The sequence below is a fragment of the Chloroherpetonaceae bacterium genome (assembly GCA_033763895.1).
GTDB lineage: Bacteria > Bacteroidota > Chlorobiia > Chlorobiales > Thermochlorobacteraceae > JANRJQ01.
Map to the genome: position 1 here is coordinate 441,605 of JANRJQ010000007.1, position 20,727 is coordinate 462,331.

Annotated in this window: 20 protein-coding genes; 12 read left to right on the forward strand and 8 right to left on the reverse strand. The window is 40.9% G+C overall.

Going from position 1 to position 20,727, the window contains the following annotated elements; translation table 11 throughout:
* Positions 1 to 41 precede the first annotated feature (41 nt).
* The 10 genes from gcvH to SFU91_07015 all read left to right on the forward strand — a co-directional run bounded on the left by gcvH (position 42) and on the right by SFU91_07015 (position 7,260).
* On the forward strand, positions 42 to 422 hold the full coding sequence (gcvH, locus tag SFU91_06970; GenBank protein ID MDX2128760.1) for a glycine cleavage system protein GcvH: 381 nt from the start codon (positions 42 to 44) through the stop codon (positions 420 to 422).
* Positions 423 to 484: 62 nt separating this feature from the next.
* The gene (locus SFU91_06975) at positions 485 to 943 is read left to right on the forward strand and encodes a GNAT family N-acetyltransferase (GenBank protein ID MDX2128761.1); all 459 of its coding nucleotides are present in this window, start codon (positions 485 to 487) and stop codon (positions 941 to 943) included.
* Entirely contained in the window at positions 930 to 1,448 is a 519-nt protein-coding gene (locus tag SFU91_06980; GenBank protein MDX2128762.1) for a DUF2059 domain-containing protein, read from the forward strand. Before SFU91_06975 ends, SFU91_06980 begins: the two co-directional genes overlap by 14 nt.
* Positions 1,445 to 2,143 (forward strand): beta-phosphoglucomutase family hydrolase, encoded by a 699-nt coding sequence (locus SFU91_06985; protein MDX2128763.1) that lies wholly within the window; start codon positions 1,445 to 1,447, stop codon positions 2,141 to 2,143. The genes SFU91_06980 and SFU91_06985 overlap by 4 nt, the downstream gene beginning before the upstream one ends.
* 77 nt (positions 2,144 to 2,220) lie before the next feature.
* Positions 2,221 to 3,600, forward strand: coding sequence for a M28 family metallopeptidase (locus SFU91_06990; GenBank protein ID MDX2128764.1), 1,380 nt, complete (start codon positions 2,221 to 2,223; stop codon positions 3,598 to 3,600).
* A gap of 152 nt (positions 3,601 to 3,752) precedes the next feature.
* Positions 3,753 to 4,061: a hypothetical protein gene (locus SFU91_06995; protein MDX2128765.1), complete on the forward strand. Its 309-nt coding sequence runs from the start codon at positions 3,753 to 3,755 to the stop codon at positions 4,059 to 4,061.
* A gap of 45 nt (positions 4,062 to 4,106) precedes the next feature.
* Complete coding sequence (locus SFU91_07000) at positions 4,107 to 5,153, forward strand: NAD(P)/FAD-dependent oxidoreductase (protein ID MDX2128766.1); 1,047 nt, start codon at positions 4,107 to 4,109, stop codon at positions 5,151 to 5,153.
* Positions 5,150 to 6,046 (forward strand): hypothetical protein, encoded by an 897-nt coding sequence (locus tag SFU91_07005; GenBank protein MDX2128767.1) that lies wholly within the window; start codon positions 5,150 to 5,152, stop codon positions 6,044 to 6,046. Before SFU91_07000 ends, SFU91_07005 begins: the two co-directional genes overlap by 4 nt.
* Positions 6,047 to 6,137: 91 nt before the next feature.
* Positions 6,138 to 6,590: an ApaG domain gene (locus SFU91_07010; protein ID MDX2128768.1), complete on the forward strand. Its 453-nt coding sequence runs from the start codon at positions 6,138 to 6,140 to the stop codon at positions 6,588 to 6,590.
* Between the two features lies 1 nt (position 6,591).
* Complete coding sequence (locus SFU91_07015) at positions 6,592 to 7,260, forward strand: class I SAM-dependent methyltransferase (protein ID MDX2128769.1); 669 nt, start codon at positions 6,592 to 6,594, stop codon at positions 7,258 to 7,260.
* 17 nt (positions 7,261 to 7,277) lie between these two features.
* On the opposite strand, the gene SFU91_07020 is transcribed toward SFU91_07015, so the two are convergent.
* The gene (locus SFU91_07020) at positions 7,278 to 8,738 is read right to left on the reverse strand and encodes a helix-turn-helix domain-containing protein (protein MDX2128770.1); all 1,461 of its coding nucleotides are present in this window, start codon (positions 8,736 to 8,738) and stop codon (positions 7,278 to 7,280) included.
* A 233-nt stretch (positions 8,739 to 8,971) separates the two neighbouring features.
* Here SFU91_07020 and aceB point away from each other — a divergent pair, with 233 nt between their 5' ends.
* Positions 8,972 to 10,570 carry a malate synthase A gene (aceB, locus tag SFU91_07025; protein MDX2128771.1) on the forward strand — a complete coding sequence of 533 codons (1,599 nt, stop codon included), beginning with the start codon at positions 8,972 to 8,974 and terminating at the stop codon, positions 10,568 to 10,570.
* Positions 10,571 to 10,618: 48 nt separating this feature from the next.
* Positions 10,619 to 11,896: an isocitrate lyase gene (aceA, locus tag SFU91_07030; protein MDX2128772.1), complete on the forward strand. Its 1,278-nt coding sequence runs from the start codon at positions 10,619 to 10,621 to the stop codon at positions 11,894 to 11,896.
* Positions 11,897 to 12,114: 218 nt separating this feature from the next.
* On the opposite strand, the gene SFU91_07035 is transcribed toward aceA, so the two are convergent.
* The 7 genes from SFU91_07035 to SFU91_07065 form a co-directional block, all read right to left on the reverse strand.
* A complete protein-coding gene (locus SFU91_07035) occupies positions 12,115 to 12,690 on the reverse strand; it encodes a hypothetical protein (GenBank protein ID MDX2128773.1) in 576 nt (191 codons plus the stop codon).
* A 34-nt stretch (positions 12,691 to 12,724) separates the two neighbouring features.
* Complete coding sequence (locus SFU91_07040; protein MDX2128774.1) at positions 12,725 to 15,196, reverse strand: TonB-dependent receptor; 2,472 nt, start codon at positions 15,194 to 15,196, stop codon at positions 12,725 to 12,727.
* A gap of 67 nt (positions 15,197 to 15,263) precedes the next feature.
* Positions 15,264 to 15,671 (reverse strand): MerC domain-containing protein, encoded by a 408-nt coding sequence (locus SFU91_07045; protein MDX2128775.1) that lies wholly within the window; start codon positions 15,669 to 15,671, stop codon positions 15,264 to 15,266.
* Positions 15,672 to 15,782: 111 nt separating this feature from the next.
* Positions 15,783 to 15,980 (reverse strand): hypothetical protein, encoded by a 198-nt coding sequence (locus SFU91_07050; protein MDX2128776.1) that lies wholly within the window; start codon positions 15,978 to 15,980, stop codon positions 15,783 to 15,785.
* Positions 15,981 to 16,081: 101 nt separating this feature from the next.
* Positions 16,082 to 16,981 (reverse strand): MlaD family protein, encoded by a 900-nt coding sequence (locus SFU91_07055; GenBank protein MDX2128777.1) that lies wholly within the window; start codon positions 16,979 to 16,981, stop codon positions 16,082 to 16,084.
* Positions 16,982 to 16,995: 14 nt separating this feature from the next.
* Positions 16,996 to 19,581: a sugar phosphate nucleotidyltransferase gene (locus tag SFU91_07060; protein MDX2128778.1), complete on the reverse strand. Its 2,586-nt coding sequence runs from the start codon at positions 19,579 to 19,581 to the stop codon at positions 16,996 to 16,998.
* Between the two features lie 137 nt (positions 19,582 to 19,718).
* Complete coding sequence (locus tag SFU91_07065; GenBank protein ID MDX2128779.1) at positions 19,719 to 20,594, reverse strand: phosphatase PAP2 family protein; 876 nt, start codon at positions 20,592 to 20,594, stop codon at positions 19,719 to 19,721.
* Positions 20,595 to 20,727 lie beyond the last annotated feature (133 nt).

The window sequence follows — 20,727 nt, forward strand, 5'->3', positions numbered from 1 at the left end:
TGTGCTAACTTGTTTTCCCGTTAACTTAAAATTATCAAAAAATGGAATTTCCATCGGACCTTCGTTATACAAAAGAACATGAATGGATTAAGCTCGAATCCGGAGATATCGCTGTAATTGGCATCACGGATTTTGCACAATCCGAACTTGGAGATATTGTGTTTGTCGATCTTAAATCAATCGGCACCAAATTAAAAGCCAATGATATTTTCGGCACAGTTGAGGCAGTAAAAACCGTTTCGGATTTATTTCTACCGGTTGATGGTGAAATTGTGGCACACAATGACGCCTTAAAAGATGCTGCATTGGTCAATAAAGATTGTTATAAAGATGGTTGGATGATTAAACTTAAAGTTTCAAATTCTGAGTCAATCAAAGGATTAATGAGTGCAGAGGAATATCAATCTTCAATTGGGAAGTGAGGTCAAAACGCCTGCGAATCGGGCGTTTTCTTTTTTACATTTTATTTCACACATTTTTAACGATGAAAATCAGAATCAAAGAATTGCAAAGTGAAGCCGAACTGAAAGTTGGCTTCCCGGTCATAAGGGAGCTTCGGGGGCATTTGAGCGAGTCAGAATTCCTTACGATATATTTCGAGGCAAAAAAGCGTGATGACTTTAGAATTTACGGAGCTTTTGATGAAACCAAAATGGATCAATGCTTAGGAATTTTAAGTGTGAGAACGTTGTGGGATTTCTTACACGGAAAACATCTTCTTATTGATGAAGTTGTTGTTTCAAAAGAAGCTCGTGCTAAAGGAATCGGCTCTGAACTTGTTCGTTTTGCCGAATCGATGGCGGTTGCGCAAGGTTGCGATATGCTTCGTGCCTCAGCCGGCGTACTGAATGAATTGGCTAAACATCTTTACGAACGCGAAGGTTGGCGGGCAAAATCAGTGGCCTTCAAGAAAAAAATCAACAAATTGAATGAAGAGCTTTAAGGTCAATCGTTTTATCAAGTTCTTTCTTCCCCTTTTCTTTTCTTTTCAAGCGATTACCCTTGTAGCCAAAATTCAATTTCCTACCAATTCATTACCCGGTTTACTTGATACAGCGACTGCCAAAAAGCAACTTTCGGAGGAAGTGCTTTTGGCAATGGAAACGCCAAAGAATTTGGAGATTATCATTGAGCGAACCGTTGAGGGTCAACTCGAAGCCTCGCCTGCATTGAAACCATTCAAAAAAGAGTTGGAAGTTTTTTTTAAGAAAACCATCGGATGGGAAAGCTTGAAAGAACCGCTTATAGCCATCTATGTACAATCATTTTCACTTTCGGAGTTAAAAGATTTGCTGGTATTTTTCAAATCAAAAACAGGAAAACGCTATTCAGCAATTGCGCCGGAATTTTCGGGAATGATAAGTGAAATATCAATGAAGAAAGTCTCCGAGAATTCAGAGGAGTTACAATCGATCTTTAATAGAAGCCAAAGAACCAATCAAAAATGAGCAGAGTCAGAACCAATTCTCTTTCATCAGAAATCTCCGCCTTTATTTTTGATATGGATGGTGTTATTGCCGATAATATGAAAATCCACACCAAAGCGTGGCTTGCGCTATTCGCCGACCAAGGCTACGAGATGGATGTTCGTGAATTTTTGGAAAAGACTTCCGGAATGAAAGCCGCGGATGTTGTGCGATTTTTTTTAGGGAAGAATATTTCGTCTGAAACAGTTACTTCTCTTATCGATCAAAAAGAATTCTACTATCGAACCATTTACCGCCCAAAACTAAAAGCAGCAAAAGGTCTTCGAAAATTTTTAGATGATGCTCGAAAGGCAAAGATCTTAATGGGGGTTGCGACCGGCGGCAGTCGCAAAAATGCAGATTTTGTTTTAAGCGGATTAGAAATCAAGTCTTACTTCCGTTCTATTCTTACGGCAGATGATGTAAAAAAAGGAAAACCAAATCCTGAAATTTATTTAAGCTCTGCAAAAAATTTGGGCGTTCAACCCGAAAATTGCTTGGTTTTTGAAGATGCGATGCCCGGCATTGCCTCTGCAGAAGCGGCGGGAATGAAGGTTATTGCAGTGACCACTTCTCACTCCAAAAAGGAATTTTCAAAAGAAATCTCAAAACTCTCACCGATTGTGGGTTTCATCTACAACTTCTCCGAATTAAAAATTAAAGACTTGCGTTCTTAACTACCAAAGCGTTCCACAGCATTCATAATTTCATATACAACCTTTTTCAAAAATCTAAAATCAAAATTCCAATACTAATGAATTCAAGACCGCATTCATTGTCTTCTTTCCTTTTGATTTCAATTCTCTTGCTTACCATTCATACTCCCAAAATACAAGCGCAAATGGCTCCTTCTGATTCACTTGCAGCCGTTTCCTATCGATCACTTTCTGAGAAAATAATATCACACGCCACCAAAGATAGTTCTGCGTTTCTCAGGCTCGCTGAACTTTGCGACCGCTTTGGCCATCGTTTTAGTGGCTCACAAAGCCTCGAAAAGGCATTAGATTGGATTCTCACAGAAATGAAAAAAGATGGTTTCGATCTTGTCGCTTCCGACCCGCTTAAAGTTCCACGATGGGTAAGAGGCAAGGAATCATGTGAACTGCTAAGCCCTCGCCCGCGAACACTCCCAATGTATGGGCTTGGTGGAAGCATTGCCACGCCTAAGAATGGTATCACGGCTGAAGTATTAGTGGTTGGCAGTTTTGAAGAATTGGAACGGAGAAAATTGGAAGCAAAAGGGAAAATTGTTTTGTTCAACATTCCTTTTACGAACTATGGTGCAACGGTTATCACGCGAAGAAATGGCGCAATCTCGGCTGCGAAAGCGGGTGCTGTGGCAAGTCTTATCCGATCTGTAGGACCATTCTCAATTCAATCACCTCATACAGGATCGATGAGCTATGCCGATTCGATTCGCAAAATCCCACATGCAGCGATTTCACTTGAAGATGCCGAGATGCTCTCTCGCATGCAAGCGCGCGGCGAGAGAATACGAATTCGTTTGAAGATGGAAGCTAAAATGAAGGATTCATCTTTTTCGCGAAATGTTTACGCAGAAATCAAAGGAGGTGAAAAACCGGAGGAGATTGTGGTGATGGGTGGCCACAGCGATTCGTGGGATGTCGGTCAAGGCGCAATGGATGATGGCGGAGGATGTGTCGCCGCGTGGAATGCATTGCTCACCTTAAAGCAATTGGGTTTAAAGCCAAAGCGTACCATTCGGGTTGTACTTTGGACAAACGAAGAAAATGGTTTTTGCGGAGCAAATGACTATGCAAACCGTCACGGCAAAGAGAAACATATCCTTGCAATTGAATCGGATGGCGGGGTTTTTAAACCGGTCGGTTTTGGATATACAGGCAATGACGCGATGCTTTCTCGCGTTCGCGCTGCGGCTCAATTGCTTTTGCCGTTGGGTTCGGGTAATATTACCCTTGGCGGTGGCGGTGCGGATATTGCCCCTCTGATGAAGCTCGGTGTTCCCGGAATGGGCTTAAATGTTGAAAACAGCAAGTATTTTTGGTTTCATCACACGGATGGAGATACGATGGATAAACTTTCTCCAAAAGAAATCGCGCAATGTGTGGCTACGCTTGCCGTAATGGCTTTTGTGGTGGCAGATATGCCATAACAAAATGTGTTCTAACTTGATAGGTTGAGATACTTCTTCAGATTTATTCCTTTTTTAGGGTTCAAAGTTTTGAACCCTTTTTTTTTGAGCGTCACTTTTGCTTGACAATTGAGTATTTTTAAAAATACTTTTCAGAATTAATTGCTACGATTATGAAATTTCCACGTTGCGATATGTACCCGAATGAAGAGGGTTTTTACTGTCAATGCATTGGTTGCCCTGTTATTTCAAACATCACTCCCGGCTGTGCACTGAGAGAAGTCTCGGTTGGTGTTTATGAATATACCGGCGAAACACCGAATGGTGGCGTTAAAGCGGTGCTAACCTTCACAAACGATGAAGGCGAGATTGTCCCTAAACCGGATGCAAAGCATGTCGAGATACGGGAATTCGATCGAAATGGCGGTATCGTTCAGATTCTTTTTGGCGTGGCCGACCCGCAAGGTTTCTTTCTAGAGTAAATGAACAATTCTAACGCCCCTAAATGAACGAATACGGAGATAAAAATGAACGAACAATCATCTGAACTTGAAAGCGAAGGCTCATCTGAAATCCGCGATATATCCATCATCGGTGCAGGGCCAACCGGTATTTTCGCTGCCTTTCAATGCGGAATGAATGACCTAACTTGCCGTTTGATTGATAGCATGCCACAAGCAGGCGGGCAGCTAACGGCGCTGTATCCAGAGAAATTTATCTATGATGTTGCCGGTTTTCCTCGGGTAACAGCCTCGCAGCTTATCGAAACATTGATGGAACAAGCGGAACAGTTTTCTCCTGAATACATTTTGGAATCTCAAGTGACTTCGCTTCAAAAAAATGATGATGGCACTTTCACCATAACCACATCAACCGGCGATTCCTATCTTTCAAAGGCCGTCATTATTGCAGCGGGACTTGGCGCTTTTTCTCCTCGAAAGCTTGATCAATTGGGCGATGTTTCAACCCTTGAAGGTCATGCCATTCATTATTCAGTAAAAAGCATTTCTGATTTTGAAGGCAAACGTGTGGTTGTCATTGGCGGAGGCGACTCCGCGCTTGATTGGGCAGTAACGCTCCTAAAGGTCGCGACTTCGGTTACACTTGTTCACCGAATGAAGCAATTTCAAGCCCACGGCAAAACCGTTGCAGATGCAATGGAGGCCTCCGAAGAGGGTAAAATGAAGATTTTCTTAAATACCGAACTTGTAGGCATTGATCATTATCATCGTGAAATTCAAAAGTTACACTTTGTTCAAAAGCCTGATCATTTTTCATTGCAAGCCGATGTTCTTCTACCATTAATCGGTTATAAATCAGACCTTGGTCCAATAAAAGAATGGGGATTGGAATTGGATGGAAACAAAGTGAAAGTAGGTTCCGATATGAAAACTTCCGTTGAAGGAATTTATGCTGCCGGAGATGTAGTTTCTTACCCGAATAAACTTTACATCATTCAAACAGGACTCGGTGATGCAACGATGGCCGTTCGCAGCAGCTTGGGTTACATCAAACCCCACGAAAAAATAAAACACCAATTCAGCAGTATCAAAATGGCAAGCAAAAGCAAATGATACATTCTACCTTAAAATTAACAGACACAATCTTTGATGCAGCAGAGCAGTTTTTTGAAGGGAAATCAACCCAACGCTCTTTAGCAAACTCTTTAGCCCTAGTTTTTCTTGCTTCTTTGATTGTCATTGAGTTTTCTAGACAAGGCTGGCTCTTTGAGCCGCTTGCGTCGCTGATTCCTAAAAATCATTTTTATGCCGTAGGCTTAGCGTTTACTCTACTCCTGATTATCGAAGTGCTTTCGCTTGTGTTTACTTTAGCACACTCGACCTCCGATTCATTGGGCAAGCAATTTGAAATCCTGTCTATCATCTTACTGCGTCAATCTTTTAAAGAATTTGTCAATTTCGAAGAACCGATCCGATGGGCAACAATCGGCGAAAAAATTTATCCGGTTCTTTCAGATGCTTTTGGAGGTGTGATTATCTTTTTGATTGTAGGGTTATTTTATCGAGCTCAACGGTATATCCCCATAACAAAAGATGCACAGTTTCTCACCAAATTTTATTCTACAAAAAAATTACTCGCCCTTGCACTACTCTTCATTTTTACTTCAATTGGAATCTATGATCTGGTAAGAATGGTGCAGGGTGTTTCAGATACCTATTTTTTTGAAACATTTTTTACCATCCTCATCTTCAGCGATATTCTCATTATCTTTATTTCGCTTCGGTATAGCGCTGATTATCAACGTGTTTTTCGCAATTCCGGATATGCCCTAACAACCGTGATTATTCGCTTGGCACTTACTGCTCCGCCATTTGTAAATATCACTTTAGGGATTGGCGCGGCGCTATTTGCTTTAGGTCTAACTGCAGCTTATAATTTATTCTCAAAAGAGAAAGAGGATAGAATATTAAACGCCAGTTCCTTAAGCTCTGAAAAAGCAAGTTGATATTTTAACAAGGATCTGAAATTCCTCTCGAATAGAAGTATTACGACAAAATTCTTTCAACAAAATTTTTTCAATACCAATTACCAGTACGATGCCACCTACTTTTGAAAATGAGTTTTGCAGAGTAACAATCGAAAAGCTCGAAGAAATTTCTCCCTCAAGAATTCAACCGCCTTTCAAATTTGGCTATGCCTATACCATTTCGATTGAGAATATTTCTGAGTATGTCATTCAAATTCAAAATAGAAAATGGGTTGTTCGAGATGGAGATATGAAAGATAAAATTGTTGAAGGTGAAGGCGTTGTCGGTGAAAAGCCAATACTGAAACCCGGAGAAAAATTTGTTTATCAAAGCTTTCATGTCATGCTTTCACGATTCGGCAGCGCGACAGGTTCTTACTTTGGTGTCTTTACTGATGCCATAACCACAAGTGTATTCCAAGACGAGTCACTTGAAACCGATTCTCAACCACAGCTTGAAGGGAATCCCTTTGAAGTCTCGATTCCTGAATTTTTACTCATTCACCGCGAAATCCCCCAATAAAATGGGAAATACAATGATTCCCGCGATGGATTGGAATTTAGTAGCAAAAGAATATGCCGAAAAATTACTCACCCAACCGGAATATTTTGAAAGCTATGATTCATTTATTTCCCTTTTCCCTAGCTTAGATTCTGAGGTTTTGGATATTGGGTGTGGTCCAGCAAGCATCAGCAAATACATTCACGAAAAGCGGCCTCAATTTAGGATTACAGGCATCGACACTTCACACAAAATGCTTGAATACGCTCAACACAATTGCCCTGATTCCTTTTTTTATCTTCATGATGCAAGAGATCTATCGTCACTCAAAGAAAACCGGTTTCAAGAGAAACAATTTGATGGCATTACGATTGGCTTTTGTATTCCATACCTAAACAAAGATGAAACAAAAAAATTGCTGCTTGATTGTACAAATCGCATTAAACCGGGTGGCGCATTCTATTTGAGTTTTATTGAAGCTATTTTACCGAATCATAAATCTGAAGGAATAAAGAACCCTGAATCACTTACTCAAATCACACTGTACTCGCTTGAAGAAATGAAACAACTTTTGCTTTTATGTGGCTTTGTGCCACTCTTTCATTTCCAGTCAATTTCAAAGACATCTTTTGTTTACAAAACAGTTGCAATCGTTTCATTATTTGTTCCAAAAATGAACCCCAAACCTTAACTCAAATAATCACACCATTAGAGCTTCTTCAATTCCTCATACAATAGATTTCGACCAATTTCCCGCTCTAGGTGAATCGGCGGCGCGACACGTTCATTGCAGTCAATAATCGGACATTGCTCACACGTCGTGCTGACTTGACGCGTTTTGATCGATCGATCATTCAAAAATTTTGCCGCATTCATCAAATTTTGATTGACCAAAAGCCCAATGGTTACTGATGAATAAGACTTTCTGTAATCATGCTCAGCAATAGAAAAGCAATAGTATGAAACCGGAGGTTCTTGATAAGCAGAAATTTGTTGTTCGAAGAGCAGCGGGCTCGACTTCGCCGTACGAATCCGTTTCAAGATATTTACCGAAGCCCATCGCCTGCAATAGTGTTCATCCGCAGCATTTGCATGTGGCGTGTGCTGACGCGCCAAATGCAGTTCTTTCGTCATCGTAAATGTGCTAAGTGTTTCATCCGTATGCATTCGTATGAAAAAAAACTCGTTAATTCCAAAATGTTGAGAAAGCATGTTGGTGATCCGCTGCAAAAGCATCTCTGGAGTTACCCCATATTTCGAAATTAGAGAAAGCATCAGTTCCTCATCGGCTTTCGATTGCCCAAGCCATTTCTTTAAGTCTTTCACAATTTCTTCTTCATGCATCATCAATGCCACAGAAAAATAAGATGCCTTGAAATTGTTAAGCAACATTTCAAAACTATCTGCTTTCAGAAGCCGTGTTTCAAAAGGTCGCTCCTTCAAGCCAAGAACTTGAAATCCTAACTCACGCCCCATTAAAAATTTTGATTGAGCAACTGACAATCCATCATTTAAATAGAGAACTTTTTTTTGCGGTTGAAAAAAACTTCTTACACTCGTCAATTGTGGTATTGCGCCCAAGGAAGTACGATCCACCTTAATCCCATACTCTCCAAGCAACGCCATTTCAATTCTTGATTCATCCAGTGCTTTACCATTCGGGAGTTTCAGGGATTCTTGTAATGTTTTGGCAGCGTGTTCAATCTCAATAAAGTAGTTGTCATTTAAATCTTGATATGATCGAAGGGCTGCCATATAAAACTCTTCTTGACTCAATTGATGGGTTCGAACCATTTTGACGATGGTCGAAATAAATGCGTTGAGTTTATCTGGGGTTTCGGCAAAGAGATCAAATGTCTTATGGATATCAAGCCCAAAGGTATCTAACGGGAATAGCTTAAAGAAATCAGAGCGAAGCAAATCCACAATAGGCTGTAAGCGCTTATTGGCTTGTAGCGTGACAAGATAATCGTATTCAACTTCTAAGGCTTTGGCTAAGATGAAGATTTTATCGGGTTTCGGATACTTCTTCCCCCGTTCAATATCATGAATGTATGAAGGAGCAAGCCCTGTCAAATCTGCAAGTTCCTGATAAGAAAGATTTCTCTCTTGCCTATGAAATTTCACTTTAATCCCAAAAACAGTTCGTACGAGTGCTTGTTGCTCCATAAAATCATGATTGAAAGAAGATTGAACTTGCCCGTATGGGTCTAACTTCAACTAACTTTTCAAAATACCCATTTTCCAAGCCAAAAACGAATAACGGAGATTTTGTGAAATTTCGCTAAAAAAAAGAAAAAAATATTTTCAGCGAATATTTCGCTAATTGAAAAGTATTCTTATATTTGTCCATTCATACGAGCACAAACGAAATTCAACATTTAAGAAAATCCGAAGAAACTATGACAGAGTCACTCACCACCGTAAATTTTCAAATCACGGGAACTCAACCGGTACGGTATCAGCAAATCCTTACCCCTGAAGCAATACAATTTGTCATTTCGCTTCACGAGCGATTTAATGAACGCCGTTTATCTCTCCTTGAGAAAAGAATCCTTCGTCAAACCGAATTCGACAATGGCAAACTTCCCGATTTCCCTCTTAATGCCGACGCCATTCGAAAGTCCGATTGGAAAGTAGCCCCACTACCGCCCGATTTACTTGACCGACGAGTTGAAATCACCGGCCCGGTTGACCGCAAAATGATCATTAATGCTTTGAATTCAGGCGCAAAGGTGTTTATGGCTGATTTTGAAGACAGTAATTCTCCTTCTTGGGAAAATAATCTTGAAGGTCAACTCAATCTTCGTGATGCCATTCGCGGTACCATTGAATTCACGAATCCCGAAAATGGAAAAATTTATCGACTGAACGAAAAAATTGCCACCCTCCTTGTTCGACCTCGCGGTTGGCATTTGGTTGAAAAGCACTTCTTGGTTGAAGAGTTACCCATCAGCGGCTCGCTCTTCGATTTTGGACTATACTTCTTCCATAATGCCCAAACGCTGATTCAAAAAGGCAGCGGCCCATATTTCTATTTACCAAAATTGGAATCGGCAGAAGAAGCAAAACTTTGGAACGATGTTTTCCTCTTTGCGCAGTCTTCGCTTGGAATTCCATCTGGCACCATCAAAGCCACGGTTCTTGTTGAAACAATTCTTGCAACTTTTGAACTTGATGAAATTCTCTATGAACTTCGTGAACACTCTGCAGGGCTAAACTGCGGTCGTTGGGATTACATTTTTTCTTACATCAAAAAGTTCAGAAATAACCCGAAGTTTCTTTTGCCCGACCGCTCAAAGGTTACTATGACCACCGATTTTCTGAGAGCTTACAGCCGCCTTGTGATTAAAACTTGTCACAAACGCGGCGTTCACGCAATGGGCGGAATGGCCGCTCAAATCCCCATCAAAAATGATCCCGTTGCTAATGAAGCCGCCATCGAGCGCGTCAAAGCCGATAAGCTACGCGAAGTGCAAGATGGGCATGATGGGACTTGGGTTGCACACCCCGGTCTTGTCCCTGTGGCAATGGAAATTTTCAATACCTATATGCCTCAACCAAATCAGATTGAAAAGCAATTGCCGGATTTTGAACCAACTCGCGACTTATTGCTCCGTGCACCTGAAGGCACCATAACAGAAGCTGGGCTCCGAATGAATATCAATGTCGGCATTCTGTATATCGAAAGTTGGCTTCGGGGTGTTGGTGCCGCAGCAATTTACAACCTAATGGAAGACGCGGCAACCGCGGAAATTTCACGCACGCAAGTGTGGCAATGGATTCACCACCGAGCGGTGATGGAAAATGGAACAACGGTTACGCTAAATCTTTGCAAAAGATTGATGCAAGAAGAACTCTTGAAAATCAAAACCTATGTCGGCGAGGAAGCTTATCTCCACGGACGATTTGTAGAGGCAACCGCCATTTTTATGGAGCTAATTGAATCATCAAAGTTTCAAGATTTTCTCACACTTTCTGCTTACGACAGGATTAATTAACACTTTATTGAACAAAAAGAACTTTTCTAAACAAATCACATTACGCTTATGAACAAAGAGCAAAAAATAACGGCTCTCAAGAATGAATGGGTCAACAACCCGCGCTGGGTTGGTGTTGAACGTACTTATAACGCAGAAGATGTTATTAAACTTCGCGGTTCGGTCGATATCGAATATTCTATTGCGAAAGCCGGCGCACAAAAACTTTGGCACATGCTTTTGACCAAAAAATTCGTTGGTGCATTAGGGGCATTAACAGGCAATCAAGCCATTCAAGAAGTTATGGCTGGGCTTGATGCGATTTATTTAAGCGGTTGGCAAGTCGCTGCCGATGCGAACTTAGCCGGTGAGATGTATCCCGATCAATCTCTCTACCCTGCAAATTCAGTTCCAAGCGTTGTTAAGAAAATTAATAATGCATTGCTTCGTCGAGATCAAATTCAATCCGTAACCGGTGAAGGCAATATCGATTGGCTTGCACCTATTGTTGCGGATGCGGAGGCGGGTTTCGGAGGCAACTTAAATGCCTTTGAATTAATGAAAGCAATGATCGAAGCCGGCGCAGCAGGCGTTCACTTTGAAGATCAACTTTCATCCGCCAAAAAGTGCGGACACTTGGGCGGAAAGGTGTTAGTGCCAACTTCAGAAGCAATCCAAAAACTTATTGCGGCACGCCTTGCCGCCGATGTTTGCGGCGTTCCAACAATTCTCATCGCTCGAACCGATGCCGATGCCGCAAATCTTCTTACCTCTGATGTTGATGAAATTGATCGCCCTTTTGTAACCGGCAAGCGTACTTCTGAAGGATTTTATTATGTGAAAAATGGCGTCGAACAAGCCATTTCTCGTGGAATATCTTATGCACCCTTTTCAGACTTACTTTGGATGGAAACTTCAAAGCCCGACTTAGGAGAAGCCCGCGAATTCGCTGCAGCCATTCACGCCAAGTATCCGAAGAAGCTTTTGGCCTACAATTGCTCTCCTTCATTCAATTGGGCGGCAAAACTCAGCGAAAGTGAAATGCTTTCCTTCTCCGAAAAAATTGCTGAGATGGGTTACAAATTTCAATTCATTACCCTTGCCGGCTTTCACTCGCTCAATACCGCAATGTTTGAGCTTTCCTTGGCTTATAAAGAACAAGGCATGCTTGGGTTCAGCAGCCTTCAGCAACGGGAATTCGCTTTGCAAAGCAAAGGGTTTTCTGCCGTCAAGCATCAGGCTTTTGTAGGTACACAGTATTTCGATTACGTGCAAAACACCGTGCAACAAGGCAATTCTTCAACCGTTGCAATGGCGGGAAGTACCGAAACGGAACAATTTCATTAACATTTCAAGAACATTTTGTTAAGGCACGACTTATCTCAAAACAAACAACAAAGGGTAACTTTCAATGCACTTTTAAGCACATTAGGTTCTTTCTTTTTTTGAACATTGCTCCAAAGTTGTACGGGCTCGCTTATGCGAGCCTTTGTTTTCAAAAAAAAGGCTGAACATTCATGTTCAGCCTTTTTGATTTCACCCTTCTTTAATTGAAAAGTAAAAAACTAATGTACGGCAACTGCAGGAATTACTATCAACTGATTTCCTGAAACAACCACAGGGAAGGTTACATCGAAATCGGTATCGAACTCTTCAGTTTTGTTACCTGTGTCATAATGGCGAAGCACCACGCGCAATGTTCCGGTTGTACTTCCGCCACTGGTTGCTTGAAGCGTATAGTCAATTCCGAAGTCGGCATTTTTGGAATCCTTGTTCAAATTTGAAACCACCATACGCGATGTATTTGAAGTAAATACAAACATGTGACTATCAGCTTCTTCACGAATTTCCTCCGTGAGGTCTTCATTATCGTTGTCATTGCGTAATAAAATGGTTCCGTTATAGGTTACGCCGGCTTGCAGGCGAAGCGTATCAATCGTTGGTGCATTCCCACCGTCGCCATCAAGGTCTTTTGCTTGTCCTGAAACAACATTTGAAGCGGTTGTCGAATTTGTCAATTGAAGCCTCAATGTTGTTACGGCACCGTGCTCGTGGTCGTGGTCATGACTCTTGCATGCATTGAATCCAAAGGCGACAATTGCACCTAAAACTACCGAGAAAAAGAATCGTGTGATTTTCATTGTGATGAAATGATTTAGTTAAAAAAATAAATTGCTACGAAGAAGAACCAAAAGGAATTTGAGCTCGAAGAACAAAATTGCGTCCGGGGTTATCGATATAGTAGCGGAAGCGGCTTAAGTATTCACGATATCGTTGATTCGTTAAATTTTGAACTGAGAGCGAAAGGGTGAAAAAATTCTTACCATCGAATTTGATTTTTGTTCCCATTTCAAAATTCAAGAGGGCATAACCTGCGGGAGATTCCGTCAGTCGAATCATTAACTCGCGGTAATCCGCTTCAGAGAGTGAACTCTGCGTGATGTTTTCTTGAGAGATAAGCGGTGCAGGAATTCGATTCTGTCGTCTTACCCCTTCAATACCCAATTGAATGAAATTCTCGCTTAGCCCCCAAACATCTGGCAAGTCAAAATGCAGAGAAACGGATGCCCTATCGGAGGGTATTAAGATGAGCGGTTCATTTCGGGTTAAATTATCGCCTCGAACAATCGCAACCTTTGATTCTAAACTTGCCCAAGTGTTCAGCTGTGCTCGTAAAGAAAACTCAGCGCCATAAATGGCTGCGTCAGATTGGGAATACGCCGTTGCCGGAAATGCACCACGAAGAGTTAGAACAATTCCTGTGGGTTCTTGAAAGATGAAATTTGAAAACCGATTGTAATAGGTTGATATTTCGATTTTCACGTCCGATGATTCGATTTCCGCTCCAAATTCAATCGAATTCGATTGCTCTACCAAGAGCGTTGGATTTCCACGCTCGTAAATTGCAGTTCCGTGATGAACCCCATCGCTATAAAGTTCATTGATAGAAGGTGGTCTCCAAGCGGAAGCAATATTTCCTGATAAATAAAAAGACTCCCAAACTTTCTGTTTATAACCAAGGCTAAATGTCGCAGCTTGAAAATCTCTTGTGACATCGGTTGAAATTCGTGAGCTTCGATTAAAAACAGCGGCTTCTTGAATTCTATAATCGAACCTTCCCCCGAAATTGATAGTACTTGATTCAGAAAGCTGTATTTCTTCTGTCACAAAAAGACCGATGGTGAAACTGATAAAGTCTGGGATTAGCCGTTGGCGTGATTCACCTCGAACATTCATTTGAAAAACTGTTGAAACGCCCAATCTTCCGATTGTATTTTTTAGCCAAGAGCCAAAAAAATTTTGGTCGGGTAATTGTGTCAATTTTGCGTCACTGGTCGCTGTAAAGAGTTGCATTTTCAGAGCAGGAATCGTGCCTGAGATACCGCCGAAGGTAAATGCATCAAATTCTTTTCGGATATTGAGTTGAGCGCCCGTCGAGAGTTCCCAATTTCCAATTAACGAGGGAATGGAAAATGCAATCGAAGCCCTATCGTGCGATATTTCCTGCCTTGGAGAGATGATATCATAAGTAAATGTTGCAGAACTGTCGAAAATGGAACCGCGTTCAATGGCACGCTGTAAGTCGGTTAAGTTCCCGATATGGGCACCGCGGTATATTCCCAATTCGGTCATGAAACGGCTGTAATGAAATCGCCAAGCAAGGGTTTGATCATTCGCAATATTTCCAAAAAATACAGCCACATCGGTTTCACGAAATCCGGAGTTTCGAATAATGTAATCGGGGGTTTCTGAATTGCCGGCTTGCCTGATGCTCGCTTGAAATCGCCAACGCAAATCATCATTTGAGAATCCAAACATCTTAAAGTCGCCGCTGATTTCTGCTGAAAGTGCGCCTTGTAAGTTATTTGAAAAGGAGTTCACACGAACTTCTCCGCTTAAACCGTGCTGTGTTTCAAATGGCTTTGGTTCAACCCGAATCACTCCCCCTATCGCGTCTGCCCCATACTCGACGCTTCTGCCTCCTTTGAGTACTTCAATTCGACCGGCAGCAAATGGATCAATTTCTGGTGCGTGTTCCGCGCCCCACTGCTGTCCCTCTTGCCGAATCCCATCATTCATAATCACAATCCGCTGACTGTGTAATCCACGAATAACGGGCTTTGAAATTGATGGACCTGTCTGTAAAATGGTTACTCCTGTAACTTCGGAAATCATTTCGCCAAAGGTCTGCCCTCGATGTCGGTCGAGTTCCTCAAGCTTCAGTACTTCTGAAGACTGAGTTGATAGGCCGGAGCCAAGAATCCGTTCACTCTGAACTTGCATCTCTTCGTACTGAATGTCGGCCGTTTGAAGCGAAACCCGCAAATCTGTTTCAGGAATTGATCCGAGGGGCATTACCAACATTTTATAGCCAATTCTTGAAAATCGAAGTTCAAATTGGTGGGGTGAAGGAGATTGAATTGATCGAATTGAAATATTAAATCGACCCTTTTCATCAGTTACTGTGGTTGAAAGCGTTGTGGGGTTCGCTTTCTTTTCAACATCCAATAGATAAACCAATACTCCTGCAATCGGCTCCTTCGAAATGGATTCAAATACCTGCCCACGAAGACTTCCGGTTAGAGAATCTGTTTTTACTTGCGCAACGATTCGGTTGACATAAATACAATCGCAAATGAATTGCATTTGAAAAAAACAGAAAAAAAACAGAAGCCGAAACTTCCAAAATCTTGAAAAAATCATATTACTTTAATCAACTCCCAACGGGGCACGATTTTGTCAATTTAAAATTAATCATGTGCGAAGACGCAACAATAATGGCACCAATCGGGGTTACAATACTTTCAAACTCATCAAAAAAAAGATGACCGGACGCGATTATTCCAAAACCCAAAACAATCAATAAAATTGGCAAAGCATTTTTATGGTGAAATCGAAAACTATGTGATAGAGAAGAAACACCAACAATGATTCCAAAACTGATTATTGAGAACTCGATAACCGGATGGGCCAAAACTGAAAAACCTGTTGCTCCTGCAAGAAACAATGGAACAAACAAGCAATGAATTGCACAAATCATAGAAGCAGAAAACCCGATTTTGTCAAGGTTTAATCCTAAAAATGAATTTGGATGATGCGGCCTTTCTTCGCCTTGATTCATATTTATCTTCAATGTGATAAAAGTTGAATTATTCAACAAACAAAAATTGCAAATAATTCGCATTTAAATATTTTGCAAAAAAAAAAGACACATTTGTGTCTTTTTTAAGAACTAAAGGATATTGATTTTCTTTGCTTCTTGTTCAAAGAACTTTGCTTCATCAGCACCGGTCGGAACCTTAACAAGTTTCTCAGCGAAACGCCACTGTCCGGTTTTCGTTGATTTGATCGATTGAATAAGTTTAACGGCCTTGAAGCCAACATCTTGCTTTTTCTTTACTGCCTTACCAGAATCTTTCTTGGCTGCCATATACTCTCAGAAACGGATTATTGTCGAAAATTTCGAATTGTCAGATATTATTTTTGAGCCGCAAATATAGTCATACCAAAGTCTCAAAAAAAAAGAATTCATCAAAAAACTTTCAATTTTACTTTTATACCATCATCCTGACCCAGTTTCAAAACTGAATCGAGTTGAACAATTGCACTTTCAAGCCTTGATGCAAAAAGCGTATCATACATTAATTTTCCAATGACGGATTTCCGATTCGATTTGATTTCTTCAACGACCGGTTTGATGACTAAAATCGCTTCATTAATGTTGCGTGCGGTAGTTCGAAATTCCTCCAAAGAAGATTTAACTTCGGGTTTTAATTCTCGCATAAAGCTATCGGCTGAATTAACGGTGCTTTCCAAGCGACCCATTAATTCAGAGACTTTAACACTTCGCATATCGCGGCTGACATAGGCAAGATCAGTCGTTATTTGCCTCATATTTCTTAAGGTTAAGCGAAGATCATTGGCCATATCATCATCACCTAAAATTCGATTAGCATTGGAGAGCGTTCGTTGCATATCAGAAAGAAGTAAACGAAGGGTATCGACAGTTGTGCCGGCAAAACCGACGAGTTCAGGAATATCCGAAACAAAATAGCCCGGAATCATTTTCCCTTCTTCCAAGAATCCCCATTCTCTTGTTCCGGGAATGAGTTCAAGTTTCTTTCCCGTCATGAGCTCATACATCATTAATTTCACTTCAGCGTCTTTGAATAGCTCAAGTTCGGGAGGAAGAGAGGCGGAAACAATAACGAGAGATTCGCTAAAGCTAATCGATTCCACTTTACCGACTCTTAAGCCACTGACCATCACGGGGTCACCGATTTGCAACCCTGAAACATTTCTAAAACTAAATTGAACTTGTCTAGTTCCGACCTTGACATCTTTTCCCCACCAAATCACATAAATCAAGATGACGGCCGCACTTAGCACAGTCAACCCAACTTTTAATTCCTTTGATAAAGAAAAATCCATTTCAATTTGATCGTTTATTCTAAAACCCATCCGCTTAATTTTCTTTCGTATTCAGAAACAAGCCTAACAGCGCGGCTTTTGGAGCGAGACTCGGCGTTAATATGAAAAATATCCCGCTCTTTATCCGGTAATAGAAGAAGGGAGGTTTCATTATCAAAAATGATCTTTACACCATCAATCAAAATTCGGTAATTGCTTGCAGTGTCTTCCATAATTTTACGCATTACCTTTCCCTTTGCATCTTTTGGGCACGAAATGTTTCGCTTTATCATAAAATATTTTTCAGGGTAACGCACTGATAAATCACCGATTCTGACCTTTGATTTCGCCATCATTTCCATAATCTTCACGCAAGAAAACATTCCATCAACAGCGAATAAAAACTTCGGAAATACAAATCCGCCCTTTGTACCGCCTACAAATGAAATTTCTGGGTCAGACGCAATGGTACGCATTAAATCAAGATGGCTGTCTCCGGTGCGAACTACGGCAATACCTCTTTCAGAACAAATGTCATCGATTTCTTGTGAGGCAGTGATAGGTACCGCGATTTTTCTAGTTTCAGGGTTTACATCGATAAATAATCTTGTAATGAGGGTTAGTAATCTTTGATGATCTAGAAAATTTCCGCGTTCATCAGCAATATAGACGCGCTCTGCGCCTCCATCAAGCATAAACCCAATATCATAGCCTAATGACACTACAATTTCAGAAAGTTTATCAGCTGCTTGCAAAAATTCATCGGCGGTACGAGTAAATTTTTTTGGATCTAAAAATGCGTTCATCGAAATAAGGTCAATCCCTAGCCCCCCGATAATGCTGGGGAAAATCGTTGATGCTGCCCCGTGAGAGTAATCAATCGCCACGCGTAATCTGGCTTTTCGAATCACATCCGACTCCACAGAGTTTAAAAAGCTATCGGTGTAACTTTCGATGGCACGCTCAGGGAAATTAAGATTACCGACATTTTCATAGCTTGAGCGTTTGTAATCTTCCCCAAAGAAATGACGCTCAATTTTCTGTGTTTTGCCGGTAGGAAGATCACGCCCGTCTTTATCAAAGAAGATGATATCGCAAAGGTTTTTATCATAAGGGGATTTTCGAGTATGAACGCCGCCTAATTCGGTACTGTTTTTAAGGCGATGTCGCGTGATTGGAATCGGTGTCGCTTGAAGGTCATTAACCGTTATTCCTGATGAAAGCAACCCTGCAATGAGTGCGCGGCTGATCATTCGTGAAACTTTATCGACATCTCGGCTTACGGCAACAGTGCCACCTTCTCCGATAATCGTGCCAAACGAAGCACCTAACTTTGCTGCAAATTCGGGATTGATTTCAATATTGGCAATGCCAGTTATTCTTGCACCGGTAAAAAGTTCACGAGACCATTTGGATTCCCACACCAAACTTTGCGTTAAAATTGCTCCGTCTTCAATTTCCTTTTCGGGCCAAATTTTAATGTTTGGTCGTATCACCGCATGATTACCGATTTTGCATCGCTCGGCGATAAATGTTTGCTCCTCAATTTTTACATCATTGCCGATTTTAACATGATTACAAATCACCGATAAATGGGCATCGACATTTTTCCCAAATTGGACTTCACTCCACGCAACGACTTTATTGAGGTGCGAGCCATCGCCAATCGTCACGGAATCTCCAACAACAGAATTATGAAGGGTTACACCTTTTCCGATTTTAGACCCTTTTCCAACATAAACACTTCCCGAAAACTTAACTGTATCGGGGTCATACTTTGCAGTTTTATGAACAAAAATCCCCGCAGCGATTTTCTCGTAACCCTCGCCGAAATCAAGCCCAACCCGACCGTGCAAACAATCTAAATGCGCTTCTTGATATTCGGGAAGAGTTCCGATATCGCGCCAATACCCTTCGGCGATGTACCCATAAAGACCCATATTTTCACGAAGCATTCTCGGAAATAAGTCTTTTGAAAAATCATAATCTTCATGAAACGGAATTAAATCGAGAACTTCTCTTTCGAGGATATAAATACCGGTATTGATGGTATCGCTGAACACTTCTCCCCAAGTTGGCTTTTCAAGAAATCGTGAAACTTTTCCATCAGGCTCTGTAATAACCACACCAAATTGAACCGGATTTTTAACACGGGTTAAAATCATTGTGGCTTTTGCGCCGCGTTTTTGATGGAATTCCATCGCTTTTGCAAGATTAAAGTCAGTCAGCACATCTCCTGATATCACTATAAACCGTTCATCGATCAGGTCTGCAGCATTGCGTACACTTCCTGCAGTTCCATAATCCGCATCAGATTGAATGTAATGCATCTTAACCCCAACCTTTTTTCCATCTCCGAAGTAATCGCGAATTGCATCAGGCTGATAAAAAAGCATTGAAGTAATTTCCTTTATTCCATACTGCTTTAAGAGATTGACAATGTGATGCATCATTGGTTTCTGCATCATTGGAACAAGAGGCTTGGGAATATTCATCGTAAGCGGTCGAAGCCTTGTACCAAAACCGCCGGCCATTATCACAGCTTTTTTGATACTGATATCGCTTTTTGTTACATCGGTTTTGGGTTCAGTTTTTAGTGGTTCCGCTTTTAGATCTGACATAAGATATGTTTGTTATTTTCGGGTTAAGTGCAACAGAATCTACAAAAAAAATGATGAGATTCTTGAAAATTTCAATAAAATCTGCATAACCATTTTGTTAGGTCATTTAACGAATCGCCATTGAAATCGCATACCAATTAAGGCAGAATTTTTGATGCTTTATCATTTCGAATCTCTTTCTGAAATACGAGTGGAAGTTTACTCTCAATAAAATTTTGTAAAAACTCGGTTTGGTCTTTAAAGAAAGATTGTGCGTATGGGGCACTCCATATCGTGAACACAAAGAATATTACGCCGGCAATTAAATCTACAGCGTAATGATAGCGAAGATAGATCGTTGAAATAATAATGGACACACCGATAGGGAAAACCATTAAAAAAATGGATTTACGGTATTTCCAAGCCATAAATAATGTAACGAGGGTAATATCTGTGTGGCCTGAGGGAAAACAATCAAGTGCAACGTATCCTTCTAATTGATGAAGTAAATTTCTTACCGACTCTGCGATCCAAACACCGGGTAATTCTTGATCAATTTGCGAAATATCATGTAAGGTAAATCTTGGTCCTCGTGCCGGCATAAAAAAATAGCCGACATAAGAAACAAAAAATGCATAAACAATTGAAAATACCGTGTTTTCAGCTTCTTGTCGTTTTTCTTTTGACACCAAATAAATCACAATTGGAAAAGGCAAGAAGAAGAATGTCACATAAAGAATTTGGAGATATTCGGTGACAAAAGGATTTTCAAATTGATAAGCCCAGTGGGTTGCATGTTGCCCAAAAAGTTCGAAATCCCAATGAATAAGAAGATCATCAACCGTATAAGGGATAATGGTTGGTATAATCCCTAAAGTTTCGGTAAATAAAATTGGAACAAAGAACATCGGAGCAAAGTAACGGGCTTTTTCACTGAAATATTTACTGAATAAAGGAAGAAGAAGAACGGCTGCACCTAAAACAGCAAAAAGAAGCAGTCTGCTTGGCCTTGTCGCGCCGATGACTTCCAACATAAACAGCAATAATATGTAAAATATGATCAGGGACTCGAAAGAAAAGTACTGCGATTTGAGTGTTTTAATACCGCAACAAAAAAAATTGAATGTTTTATTTTTAATCATGTAGTCAATAGAATACGAAGTATAG